This is a genomic window from Mesorhizobium sp. M1428 (assembly GCF_040317515.1).
In the GTDB taxonomy this organism is placed as follows: Bacteria; Pseudomonadota; Alphaproteobacteria; order Rhizobiales; family Rhizobiaceae; genus Mesorhizobium.
Map to the genome: position 1 here is coordinate 217,948 of NZ_JAMYKT010000010.1, position 12,950 is coordinate 230,897.

A 12,950-nucleotide genomic window follows, 5' to 3' on the forward strand; every position below is an offset into this window, starting at 1 on the left:
TTGATTTGCGTTGTTGGTCGGATGCTGGCGTTTTCAGCCAGTTACTGACTGGCCGATGCAGCAGCATCCTCGATAAGGGACGTGACCTCGTCGGGATGCGAGACCATGAGGGCGTGGGAGGCACCCTCGACGACGACCGTTTTTACCGCATGCGCGCGCTTCGCCATGAAGCTCATGACGGCTGCCGGGATATTTCGGTCATCCGTGCCGTAGATCACGTAGGACGGCAGCGTCTTCCATGAGGGGACGCCCGAGGCCTCAGCCAGAGCTGCCTGCGCGACGGGACGTTGAGTGGCTGCCATCAGGGACGCCTGCTCTTCCGGGACGTCGGCGGCGAACTGAGCGCGGAACTTGTCGGCCTGGATGAAGAGGTCCTGGCCGCCGGCAGGCAATGCGACCGGAACAATCGCACTGCCCAAAGTGCTGCCGGGGAACATGCCAGAAAGCGTCAGGCTCGATTCACCGGTCTCCGGTGCAAACCCTGCCACATAGACCAGGGCCTTCACATTGGCATTGCCATTGGCGGCCTCGGTGATGACGGGTCCGCCATACGAATGACCCACCAGAACGACCGGCCCGGAAACCGTCCGGACGATGGCCGAAACCGCCGCCGCATCACTGGCGACGCTGCGAAGCGGATTGGCTGCTGCGATCGTTACATAACCGTCGCGTTTGAGCCTCGTGATGACTGCATCCCAGCTCGACGACTCGGCGAAGGCGCCGTGGACCAGCACGACGGTCGGCTTGGCCTTTGGGCCGACCGGCTGCGCCATCGCGGTGCTCGATACGGCAACTGCCGCCGCGAGCGCCAGGATCCTAGTAATGTTCGGCATTTGCTTTCTCCTTTGCGGCCCTTCATGACCTATGCGCAGAAGAATGCGCCGACCCCGCGCGTCGACCTATTGTGCGGAATGGTCAGTCATATGATGCCAAGGTCCAGGGTAGGTCATCGCTGAGACCAGGTGACCGGTGGCACGCTGCAGAGTGCCGGGCGGTGGCTAACAATGATCGATTGCCACGACGAATGTTCAGCGCAGAGGCAAGGCTGCCTCCCGTCAACGACATTGTTCGCTGCCATTGGCTTGCATCGCCCAATGCCAACGTATGGGTCACACAGCCGGATCGTCTAATCGTCTCGTGGGAGCGAGACTTTATATTTGGATGGGTGAAGACCACCAAGCTAACGATGGAGTTACTAAAATGAAAATGACAGCTCTTGCTGCCGCCGCTCTTGTTTTTACAGCAGGAAGCGCAATTGCCGGAAGCGACCACTATGGATCAAACGAGGGCCAGAAGCCTGCAACTGCATCTGACAACACGTATACCTCCTCGACCAGAAAAATGAACAACGATGCCGGCGTGCCCAAAACCGTACGCAAGCCTGTTTTCAACGACGAATATGGCCAAGGCATCTGGGGTCACTGATCCTGACCGACACAAAATTAAGGGGCCGGGGCGCGACCTCGGCCCTTCGTGGTATCTGAGTTACTTCCTTGAGAGGTGAACCGACTTCTCTTGCCGGCCGATCCCTCAGTAAGCGTCCGTGACGGCTTGTATCGGCTTAATTTGTACCACCGCGACGAACGTTCTCGCCTTCGATCCGGTTCCCACAGCGCGACGCGGTCGACGTCACCGCCGATCCTAGCGTTCGGATTCGCACCCCGGTGGGTGGAATAAGGGCGTGGCGACGGCGGACAACGGAGCAAGCGCGACTCAGAGCAACGCCATTCCTCCGTCAACCCGCAGGTTGATACCCGTGACAAAGCTGCTCGCGTCCGAGGCAAGGAACAGGGCGGCCTTTGCCAGCTCCTCCGGCTGTCCCATACGACCCAGGGGTATTGCTTCCGCCATCGCCTTTTCGAACGGCCCCCGCTGTTCAAACGGTAAGCCTAGCTTATCGAGAATAGCCGTATCCACCGGACCTGGGCTGAGCACGTTGACCCGGATGTCACGAAACTTCAGTTCGATCGCCCAGCTGCGCGCGAACGCATTAATCGCTGCCTTCGAGCCAGCATAGACAGCGTGCCCGTCCAGGACTTTCTCGCTGGCCATCGACCCCGTGACAATGATTGCGCCGCCGTTCCGCATGATCGGGCTCAGCTTCTGGACACCGAAGAAGACGCCGCGCGTATTAACGGCAAACTGCCCGTCATATTCTGCCTCGGAGACTTCGGCCGAGTGTGTGATGGTGTTTAAGCCGGCGTTCGCCACATAGATGTCGAGCGCCCCGAACCTCTGCCGGATCTGCTGCGCGACGTCATCATGGTGCGCCACATCGGCCACATCTCCTTGAATGCCCAGCGCGCCTGCCCCGATCTGTGCGACCGCTTCCTCGACCGCCTGCTGCCGGCGGCCGGTGATGACTACTTGCGCTCCCTCCGCAGCAAAGATTTTTGCAGCCGATAGTCCGATTCCACTGTTTCCGCCGGTGACCACAGCGATCTTACCTGACAGTGTGTCCATGTCGTTTCTTGCCTCCGAACGATTGGCGCCGGCCCTGCTGCAGGCGGCGAACGCTTCCGCGGCGTGCAGGCTGCGGCCAGAGGTCTCCAGAACTCGAATGGCCGCAGCTGAACGCAACAACGCGTAGTCATGATCGCCAGCTATCCTTTGATGAAGGCGAGCAGGTCGGCATTGACCTGATCCTGGTGCGTGGCTGTGATCCCGTGGGGCGCACCGGGATAATATACTTCCTTTGCGCCCCTGATCAGCCGCGCCGACTTGACTGACGAATCCTTGACCGGGACGATCTGGTCGTCCTCGCCATGCAGGATCAGCGTCGGCATATCGAACTTCTTGAGGTCCTCGGTGAAATCGGTTTCGGAGAACGCTTTGACGCATTCATATGCGTTCACGAGACCGACCTGCATGCTCCAGAGCCAGAACTGATCCAGAATCCCCTGGGAGACCTTGGCGCCTGGCCTGTTTGCACCATAAAACAACGGCGCGAGGTCCAGGTAGTGCTGCGAGCGATCCTTGAGGAGGCCAGCCCGTATACTGTCGAACACCTCGATGGGCAGAGCCTCCGGATTGGCCGGCGTCTTCACCATGATTGGCGGGACGGCGGCGATAAGGACAGCCTTGGACACCCGCTTCGTCCCGTGCCGTCCGATATAGCGAGCGACCTCACCTCCTCCGGTGGAATGTCCGACCAGCGTGACGTCCCGCAGATCAAGCGCATCGATCACCGCTGCGAGATCGTCCGCATATCCGTTCATGTCGTTGCCGGACGTAGCTTGGCTGGAGCGGCCGTGGCCACGCCGGTCATGTGCAACCACTCGGAAGCCGTTATGGGCAAGAAAGAGCATCTGCCCGTCCCAGGCGTTGGAATTCAGCGGCCAGCCATGCGAGAAGGTTACAACCGGCCCCCTGCCCCAGTCCTTGTAGTAGATTTCGGTGCCGTCCTTGGTCGTGATTGTGCTCATAGTCCTGGTTCCTTTGCCTTTTTGGTGGATGGCGGCGTTTGGCTTTCGGCCCGCGGTAGATTGCGAAGCGACCGGCAGTCCGGCCGTAGCGGCGAGGATCAATCCGCCCACCAAGACGTCACGGCGGGATGCGCCAATCGTGAAAAGTCCATCCCTGCTCATCGTGTCCATCCCTGATGCTTGGCCTTCAACAACTGGCTCACCATCACGATCATCGATCCGACCTGCATGGTCGCTTTCGGGGAGGGGTGAGCGAAGGAGCGGGCGACACTCGACGATCGTGATGGCTTGCGAGGAAGAGGATGCGCTTATCCGGCCTGCAAACCTATTCTACGGAAGGGTCTGTCGTGCGATGCCAAGGTGTAGGAGAGATACGCTGAGAAAAGGCTCGGCGGTTACTTGGTCTACGCTGCCCCCAAGCCTGTGCGGCACCGATTTGACGCAGCAACCGCCAAAGCGTCATCGCTGGATAAATGTCGGTGGAGTGGACCCGCGCAAATCCGCGATCAATCGGCTGTCCCTGCATCATACTTGCAGGAAGGTTGGGGCAGAGATCTATGTCGCGTGGGCCTGTCGCATCGGCGCGGGCAGTGTCTCCCATGCCCGGATCAGCTCGCCGATGGAAGCGGCTTCCATCTTGCGCATGACATTGCCGCGATGGAGCTTGACCGTCACTTCGCTAATGCCGAGGTCAAAGGCGATCTGCTTGTTGAGGCGTCCGCGCGCCACTTCATGCAGAACCTCACGCTCGCGTGGCGTCAGCGTTTCAACGCGCTCGATGTTGCGCTTGACAATCACGGCATCCGCCCGCCGCTTGGCATCCATCGCAATACCCGCGATGACGGCATCAAGCAGCGTCTGGTCCCGCACCGGCTTGGTGAGAAAGTCCACGGCGCCGGCCTTCATCGCCTGGACAGTCATCGGGATGTCGCCATGCCCGGTAAGGAAGATGATGGGTTTGGGGTTGCCGTTTTTCGCAAGATGCTGCTGCAGATCAAGGCCGCTCGATCCTGGCATGCGCACGTCGAGGATCAAGCAGCCGGGGCTGTCCAAAATGTCGGCGTCGATCAACTCGCGGGTCGAGGCAAAGCAAACTGGCTCGAAACCCGCCGACAGGATCAATTCCGATAGCGCCTCGCGGACAGACGCATCGTCGTCGACAATAATGACGAGCGGCTGCTCCGCTTTACTCCTGCGCTGCGGCGCCGACGATAGCGATCTCCGCTGGAGCGGCTGGTCAACTGTCATGATCATCCCTCGGTTTCTTGGTTGCGTAAAGCGTCACCCACCGCCACAAGCAGGGCCTGGCCATCGAAGGGCTTGCGGAAAAACCCGCTGATACCTTTGGCGCGGTACTGATCCGCTAGCTCATGCCGGCCGGTAATCAGGAATACCGGAAGGTTCGGACGCGCCCTCTTGACCAGGTCACGAAGCTCAAAGCCGTCCATGCCGGGCATCCCGATGTCGGTGATGAGCACGTCCACGTCCGACAACCCACTGATGACCAGCGATCCCGCCGACGAGAAGCCGCGAGCGATATAGCCGGCGGACTCCAGAAGATCCTCCAGCGACTCAAGCAGCCTCGGATCGTCGTCAACCACCGCCACGACGGGCCTTCGCTTGCTCACGTTCAGCCCCCTCCCGATCGGCGCGAGTGCGTGATCGGTATTTCCAGTCGCTCCGCCATGCGGACGAGGTCGGCAAGCGACGCGGCGCCCATTTTCTGCATCACATTCCTTCTGTGAATTTCCAACGTAACTTCGCTGATTCCGAGTTCAGCGGCGGCCTGCTTGTTGAGCAGACCACTCACCACCAGCGGCAGCACCTCGCGCTCGCGCGGCGTCAACTCGAGGTAACGTTGCTTCAACACGCCAAGTCCGGCGCGCTGCGATCTCTGTTCCCGATCCTGGGCAATCGCCGCATGGATTGCGGTCATAAGGTCCGCATCGCTGAAAGGCTTGGTCAGGAAATCCACCGCGCCGTGCTTGATCGCACGCACCGAGGATGGGATATCGCCATGTCCTGTTATGAAAACGATCGGCGGATGACCGCCTACCGCGATCTGTCTCTGCAGATCGAGGCCGTTGATATCCGGCAACTCGACATCGAGGATGAGACAGGCAGGCAAATCCGGCTTATCGGCATTGATATACTCACCAGCCGACCCGAAGGCTATGGCGCGCATGCCGTGCGAAACCAGCAGTTCGCTGAGCGCCTCGCGGATGCGTTGATCGTCATCCACGATGAAGACAATTTGCTCGTCCGTAGTCATGACGCGACTTTCGCATCGACGGACGCGAGAATGCCGAGATCGAAAGGCCGAACGGGTGTTTGAGAAGCACCGCCATCGGTTGCTCCCGGTGGACCAACAAAGGCTTGAGATTGTCGGTGCTCCGCATAGCACCTTCTATCAGTGGCTGGATTTGGGCGGATGTTCATGGCGCTATCCTAGTCCCGCTACACGCCATTCGCATCTCATGGAAATCCATGCATGGATTTCCATCGGACTGGCCGACACACCCGTTTTGGAGAACCGGAATGAAAACCAAGCGCTGCCGCGCGAAACAATCGCTTCATACGAGCGAGCGAGGAGGCGTCTGCAATCAGTGCCCTCGTCTCGGATGCGCTCGGGGTCATGACCAAGACTATTGCGGTCGTCCGATCATGGTGCAGCCTTCGCTTCAACCGGAAGCGTGAAGACGAACCTCGCCCCATGCGGAACGCGGTTCTCCGCCCATAAGCGTCCGCCATGAGACTCGATGATCGAACGGGAGATCGCGAGTCCCATGCCCATTCCTTGTCCTTTTGTCGTGAAGAACGGGTCGAATATCTTATCGGGATGTTCAAGTCCCGGGCCGGAGTCGCTGACTTCAATCTGGATTGTGTCCCCTGTCCGGCGTACACGCATCCCAAGAACCTTGTCACCGGCAACGGCGTGCATCGCCTCGATGCCGTTGCGAATAAGATTGACCAGCACCTGCTGGATCTGGACGCGATCGAACGCGACTAGCGGGAGGTTGCCTTCGACGTCGATATCCACGCGAACGCGACACCGCATGGCTTCCTCGGCCATGAGGTCACGCGCTTCGTCAATGACGCTGGGGATCGGCGTGCTGGTTCTCATTTCAAGGGACGGCCTGAACAAGGCGCGGATGCGGCCAACGACATCTGCCGCCGAGTTGGCGTCCCGGATAATGCGCTCGGCTGTGATCTTCGCGCGGTCGAGATTGGGGGGGTCGGCGGACAGCCAACGGTGGCATGCATTGGAGTTGGCAACGATCGCGGCCAGTGGCTGGTTCACCTCATGAGCTATGGATGCGGAGAGTTCGGCAAGGCTCGCCGCCTGGCTCGCGCGTGCAAGTCTCTCCTGCGCCAGTCGAAGCTGCTCTTGTGCACGCACCTCGTTTTCTATGTCCAGGCAGATAACGTTCCACTGCACTATGGCCCCTTCAGTGTTGCGCATCGGTGCAGCTCGCGTTTCGACCCAGCGATATTCGCCATCGAAGCGCCGTAGACGGTGCCTTCGCGCGTAAGGCTCGCCTGTGGTCAAGGAATGGGCATATCTCTCCTTGACACCGGCCAAGTCGTCGGGATGAACACCCGCTTCGAGTGTGCCGGCCAGCCGCGATTTTCCCGCTTCGTCCAGTTCTTCGAGGTTGTAGCCGAGAAATTCGCGGAGCTGCTGGCTGCGGTACATCGGCTCGCCATCCGGCGCGGCACAATCGATCATTGCCGGCAGCGTTTCTACGAGTTGCCAAAGCGCGCGCTCTCTCTCGCGCAGCGCTTCCTCGACTCGTAGCTGATCGTCGATGTCGTGCGTAAGGCCGTACCACTGGACAATGCGTCCGCTCTCATCCCTCAGCGGCTCCGCCTGGCCCTCCATCCAGCGGTAAACGCCATCGGCACGACGCAGGCGATACTTCATGAAAAAGCGCTCGCCCGTGGCGAAGCAACTGTTGAGTGCTTCCCGCAGGCTGGGCGCATCGTCGGGATGAACGACGGTGGCTATGAAGGCCGCCAGCCGGTTCGTGTCCGGCATCTCCGCGTCCGTTATGTCGAGGCCGAGAAAATCGATCAGCCGCTTGTTGAAGAAGGTCGGCTCGCCGTTCGAAGACAGCCGCCAGAGGTAGCTCGGAACCATGTTGACGAGTTGCGAGAGCGCCTGCTCTCGGTTGTGCAACGCAGCCTGGGTGGTCACCAGATCGTGGATGTCGACGCTCACACCGTACCATTGCAGAATATGGCCATCTTCGTCGCGGAGCGCCTCCGCGCGAGTCTCGGTCCAGCGATAGTTGCCGTTGGCGCGCCGTTGGCGATATCTCTGCACGTAAGGCACGCCCGTTGCGAATGAATGGCGGATCGCTTGCCGCGCCGTATCGATGTCGTCTGGATGGATCACACTTAGGGACGGCGAGCCGTCCGGGGCGATGATGTCGCCAAGAGTGGCCCCGGTGACGTCCGTGAACCGCTTATTGACATAGGATGGCGTTCCTTCCCGTGTCGTACTCCAGATCAAGGCGGGCACCGTGTCGATGAGTTGCTGAAGGCGTCGCTCACTTTCGCGCAATGCCTCCTGCGCTCGCACCTCGTCGTCGACATCGAGAGAAACGCCGTACCATTGCACAACGGCGCCGTTTTCATCACGCCGGGGCTCCACCCTGCATTCCGCCCAGCGATAAGAGCCATCCTTTTCAAGCCACCGAAACCGCATGGTAGAGCCATCGCCGGTCTCGAAGCTATTCAACAGCGTGCACTGCACTCCGGGAGCGTCTTCGGGATGGATCAGCCTCTGCAGTAACTCATCGATGCGCGGCTCGCCCAGATCTTCGAAGTTCGCGATGACGGAACGGAAATGGTCCTGGTATCGCTTGTTGAAGTAGGCTGGCCCGCCCGTCGGCATGGCGCTCCAGATGCGGACCGGCACGGCATCGATCATCTGCTGAAGTTGCCGCTCGCTTCGTCTCAATGCCTCGACGCTTTCGTGCAATGTGAGCACCGCCTGCTGGTGCTGCCGCGAAATGGCGGCCACGATCAGAGCCGAGAACGCCGAAATGACCAGAAAAAGCTGCAGCATGATCTGGTTGTTCTTTTGGGAACCGGGATCGCCGGCAAATTGACTGGCGCCGGATACCGTGAATACCGCCGTGATCAGCGCAAGCAGGATCAAGGCGACAGCGGCGCCCCTGAACTCAAAGCGCACCGCGGCCCAAAGAAGAGGCGGCATTATGATGTAGGCGAAGGGTAGGTAACCGCTCAAGGAAAGGACCGCAACGCCAAGGAAGATCAGCCCCAGGACGCAAGCTTCGATCCATCGCGCGGCCGAAAGCCGGGCCTTGCCGCGCCAGTTCTGGAACACGACCAGCGCCAGCGGCGCCACGATCAGGACCCCGGTCGCGTCGCCGATCCACCATAGAGGCCAAGCCGCGGCGAAGCTCTGTGACTGAATGCCAAACCACGCCAGCGTCGCACTTCCCACCGTCGCGCTTGCAACCGGCGCGATTCCAGCGGCCAATACGACGAATGCGAGAACTTCCTGCATGGTTTCCAGCCGAAGCGGGCGCTTGCAGGCCCGGTTCACGAGCCATGCCCCGGCCACCGCCTCAAGAGCGTTGCCGGTATAGATGAGGAAGGCCGCAGGCAACGGAGTGTGGAACCACAGCAAATTGCTGGTCAGTTCAGCCACACAGGCTGCCAGCATCCACCACGGCCAGCTATACCTGGAGGCAATGAGGAGCGTGGCGATGAAAAGCCCGCTCGGAGGCCAAATGGAGATGCCCGTTCCAGGTACGATCGCGAGCGACTGAGCGAATCCGCAGCCCAAGACGTAGGCCGCGATAAAAAGCCCTAGATGCAAGGATCGAGGGCGATGCGCCCAGACACCAGAGGAACTGCTAGTTTCTAGATCGCTGACAACATTGCCGGGAGGCAAGCCTGGTTCATTTGCCGCGAGAGGTCGACCCCTTCCCTGCGATCCAAATCCGGGTTGGTCCAACCCATGCTTCAGCGCGCGCGTTGGTTCGGACTCGGTTTCGCTAAGCGAGGTGGATGCTGTCGTCATCGGCTGCTCCTGACGGACGCACAAAAGCCTTGTCGGCTCTCCGTATAGCACTTGCTCTCAGCAGCTGGAATCTGGGCTGACGAACTCGCAGCCCATAATAAACCCGCCGCGCCCCAGCCGCATCTCATGGAAATCCATGCATCGCCCGGAGACCAGGACGATGCGGCCAGTTCATCTCGCGTCCCGCTTCGTCTGCCGCACGGCGGACCCGGAATGCCCCTGCATTCCCCACCCTATCTCGTCCGGTCGACACCGCTCGCAAGCCAAACCGGGAGCCCCTCCGGCAAATATAAGTTCCAATGTGTATGGCCTAGAGACCCTGGGGTGTGAAGCCTGTTCGGTTCGGCCGGCCAGCACGGCGGCCGAGGAATTGCTTGGCGAGAATGAGACAGGGCGCAGCGACCGCGAACAGCATGACAAGCGCGAAGAAAGCTTCATCGAACGAGATCGTGGCGACCTGCCTCTCAAGGGCGCGCTGCAGCAGCGGGAGCGCGGCCTTCGTCGCCGTGGCACTGTCCATACCGTTTGTCAGCAGAACGTTCGCGGTGGCCCGCAGGCGCTGGTCCACGGCCGCGTCGCCATTCACGAGGTGGGCAGCCAGTATGGTTCGGTTGTGGATATTTTGATGATCAATGTACGTTTGCAAAAGGGCTGTTCCGGTCATACCGCCCACCTGTTTGCCGAAGCCGAACAGGCCGATGCCGAACGGCAGCGCATCGGCGGCAAGTCCCCGCAGCGTAACCAGCGTCAACGCCACGAACAGAAGACCCAGGCCGAATCCCCGCAGAAACAAAGGAAGGCTCAGGTCCGATGAGCCGCTCGCGCTGGTCGAACCGGATAGGAGCCACATGGCTCCGGCGAAGAGCAAAACCCCAAACGGGACAAGCGCAATCGGGTGAATTCCGGTCTTTTCGATGACGAAGCCAGCGAACAGAAGCCCCAGCGCGAGTGCGGCCCCACTGGGTAGCAGAAGCACTCCTGCCCCCGTGGCCGTAAAACCGAGGACATTGAGGGCAAAAGCCGGGATGAGATAGGCGCTGCCCGAAAGAGCAAAGCCCGCGATGATGCTGACGAGCAGGCCAAAACGGAAGTCCGGACTACCGAGTGGCGAAACAGCCAGCAGTGAGCCTTCTGAACGGAGACCGGTTTCCCAAATAGCCAGAAAGCCGACGGCCACGATGCCGATGGTGGTGAGCAGGGTGATATCCGTGTCGTCGAACCAGTTGAACCTGTTGCCTTGCAGCAGGACGTAGGTCAAAAGCGCGACACCCAGGCCGAGCGACAAGACCTCAAGGACAGGAAGCCTGGTTTCACGCCAGTAGGTCCGGTCGCCGTCCGCCCCCAGAAGGACAAGGGAGGCGATGCCGAGGGGAATGTTGCTCAGGAATATCCAGTCCCAGGTGAGATGGTCGACGAGCCAGCCCTCTAGGGCAGGCGTAACGGCCGCCGGAGCCATCACGGCGCCTACAGCGAAAATTGCCTGGACGACCGGCTGATTTCTGTGCGGGAACCGGAAGAACAGCAGAGTCTGACCTGCGACCAGAATTGTGCCGCCGGCCAGCCCCTGGACAATGCGGCAGATGTCAATCCAGGTGAGGTCAACCGAGAACGTCATTGCCGCGGATGCCAGCAAAAGGGCGACGATCCCTGCCCGCAAACAGGCGGTCGGCCCGACTGCCCTGACAAAAAGCGGCGCGACAAGGAAAACCGTCAGTTTGGCCGCGATGAAAAAAACGTCGGCCATCGCCAGTTCGTCCGGTGTTGCGTAGGTGTCGCCAAGCATGTCGATCCGGCCGATGGACAGAGCAGTGGATGCGACCGCGTCCATGAGGGCGGCCAGCACAATGCCTGTCGCGATGAGCGAGGCGCGCAACGGTGCGCCGAGATGATGCTGCATGGCTCCCTCTTCAGCGAGACGCGTCACTGTACCGAGCGTCCGTTGGCGGTTCCGCCGGGCTGCGTTTCCAGCGCAATAGCCGCATCCCGGGCACTAACGGCGATGGCAACGCGAGCCGAGAGCCCCGGAACCAGACGGCCGGGCAACGGGTTGCGCGTCATCCTGACTTTGACCGGCACGCGTTGGACAACGCGGATGAAGTTTCCGGTGGCATTGTCCGGCGGCAGCAAGCTGAATGCAGCACCGCTGCCGGGTGCGAAGCTGTCGACAACACCGGCGATTTCCAGATCTGGATATCCGTCGACCCTGATGCGGACAGGTTGACCGATCTGCACCTGCTTCAGCTGGGTTTCCTTGAAGTTGGCGACGACCCAGACGTCGTTGACAGGAACGATGTCCAAGGCTGCCGCTCCCGGAGTGACATAGCGGCCGACGCGGATCTGGCGATTGCCGACGATTCCTTCGACCGGAGCTCTCACGATTGTGTTGTCCAGGTCGAGCTTAGCCAGATCGAGCGCTGCCTGCGCCTGCGACAGGGCTGCTTTCGCGCCGGACAATTGCGCATCCAGCACGTCAAGCTTCAGCTTTTGAGCCAATAGATTGGCTTCTGCGCCGTCGAGGGATGCCTGTGCCTTATCATGGCCAGCCTGTGCATCCTGCAGCTTCTGATCGCTTGCTGTCCCGTTCTTCTGCAGCGTCACGTAGCGGTTCAGGTTGGCCCGCGCGAACTGCAGGTCAGCCGCGGCGGATTGCTTCTGCGCCTCAGCCTGCGCGATCAACGCGTCCTGGAGTTTTCGGGTCGCCGCGATGTTGGCGATTTCCGCGTGCCGCGCTGCAACGTTGGCCTTCGCCTGGATCACTTTGGCCCTGTAGTCGCTGTCGTCGATGCGAAAGAGAACAGCCCCCTTCGCAACGCTGGCATTGTCGTCCACGGTGACTTCAACCACATAGCCCGCCAGCTTGGGAGCGATACTAGTGATGTCTCCGCGGATGTAAGCGTTGTCGGTCGCTTCCTCGAATCGGCCGATCGTCAACCACCGCCAGCTCCAAATTGCCGCCGGTGGTATCACCATCAGGGCAACGATGGCGATTGCGATCTTGCGGGCTCGGCTCATGATCACCTCGACCCCAAGTCAATGCACGCACCATCGAGGGGATAGCTCCCGGAGAGAGAGATGGTCGGTAGGGCTGCAAGCCTCGGTGCGTGATAGGCTTTCACGAGAATGTCTCCGTCGAGTTGCGGTTCTGCACCAAGCAGAGCTGCCGAACGATCGCGGATTTCATGGTCTCGCGGCTATCACACCAATGAACATCCCAACTCGCCCGATCGGTAGTTCGTATTGCACCTCGGCACAGGTTACTTCAGAAGCACAAGAGGCAAACCGCCCCATCACATGGCGAGCGCTTACTTATTTTGTCTGGCGCGTGGACCAGGATCCGGAGAGATTGATCGGCTGTTTCGGATCAATGTCCACGCTTCCTAGCTGTTTAGTCCCGGCATTTGCTGGAGCGGATTGAGAGTGAAGCGCTCGGGCTGGGAAGCCCATGCCTTGCAGATGAACTCGTAGGG

10 protein-coding genes are annotated in these 12,950 nt (G+C 60.5%); 1 reads left to right on the top strand and 9 read right to left on the bottom strand.

All coding sequences use genetic code 11. From position 1 onward, the window contains the following. Nucleotides 1-41 precede the first annotated feature (41 nt). Nucleotides 42-833, bottom strand: a complete 792-nt coding sequence (locus tag NKG60_RS16925) for an alpha/beta fold hydrolase (RefSeq protein ID WP_352975182.1) — start codon at nt 831-833, stop codon at nt 42-44. Nucleotides 834-1,200: 367 nt separating this feature from the next. Here NKG60_RS16925 and NKG60_RS16930 point away from each other — a divergent pair, with 367 nt between their 5' ends. Then, a complete protein-coding gene (locus NKG60_RS16930; protein WP_352975183.1) occupies nt 1,201-1,425 on the top strand; it encodes a DUF680 domain-containing protein in 225 nt (74 codons plus the stop codon). A 288-nt stretch (nt 1,426-1,713) separates the two neighbouring features. Here NKG60_RS16930 and NKG60_RS16935 read toward each other — a convergent pair whose 3' ends face one another. From NKG60_RS16935 to NKG60_RS16970, 8 genes are all read right to left on the bottom strand, one after another. Continuing rightward, nucleotides 1,714-2,463: an SDR family NAD(P)-dependent oxidoreductase gene (locus NKG60_RS16935; protein WP_352975184.1), complete on the bottom strand. Its 750-nt coding sequence runs from the start codon at nt 2,461-2,463 to the stop codon at nt 1,714-1,716. Nucleotides 2,464-2,603: 140 nt separating this feature from the next. Beyond that, the gene (locus NKG60_RS16940; protein ID WP_502912311.1) at nt 2,604-3,596 is read right to left on the bottom strand and encodes an alpha/beta fold hydrolase; all 993 of its coding nucleotides are present in this window, start codon (nt 3,594-3,596) and stop codon (nt 2,604-2,606) included. Nucleotides 3,597-3,980: 384 nt separating this feature from the next. Beyond that, nucleotides 3,981-4,673 carry a response regulator transcription factor gene (locus tag NKG60_RS16945; RefSeq protein WP_352975186.1) on the bottom strand — a complete coding sequence of 231 codons (693 nt, stop codon included), beginning with the start codon at nt 4,671-4,673 and terminating at the stop codon, nt 3,981-3,983. A gap of 2 nt (nt 4,674-4,675) precedes the next feature. Beyond that, nucleotides 4,676-5,053 (bottom strand): response regulator, encoded by a 378-nt coding sequence (locus NKG60_RS16950; RefSeq protein ID WP_352975187.1) that lies wholly within the window; start codon nt 5,051-5,053, stop codon nt 4,676-4,678. A gap of 2 nt (nt 5,054-5,055) precedes the next feature. Further along, nucleotides 5,056-5,697 (bottom strand): response regulator transcription factor, encoded by a 642-nt coding sequence (locus NKG60_RS16955; RefSeq protein ID WP_352975188.1) that lies wholly within the window; start codon nt 5,695-5,697, stop codon nt 5,056-5,058. A gap of 390 nt (nt 5,698-6,087) precedes the next feature. Continuing rightward, nucleotides 6,088-9,483 carry a PAS domain-containing protein gene (locus NKG60_RS16960; protein ID WP_352975189.1) on the bottom strand — a complete coding sequence of 1,132 codons (3,396 nt, stop codon included), beginning with the start codon at nt 9,481-9,483 and terminating at the stop codon, nt 6,088-6,090. 310 nt (nt 9,484-9,793) lie between these two features. Then, on the bottom strand, nt 9,794-11,380 hold the full coding sequence (locus NKG60_RS16965) for an MFS transporter (RefSeq protein ID WP_352975190.1): 1,587 nt from the start codon (nt 11,378-11,380) through the stop codon (nt 9,794-9,796). A 23-nt stretch (nt 11,381-11,403) separates the two neighbouring features. After that, a complete protein-coding gene (locus NKG60_RS16970; RefSeq protein WP_352975191.1) occupies nt 11,404-12,495 on the bottom strand; it encodes an HlyD family secretion protein in 1,092 nt (363 codons plus the stop codon). Nucleotides 12,496-12,950 lie beyond the last annotated feature (455 nt).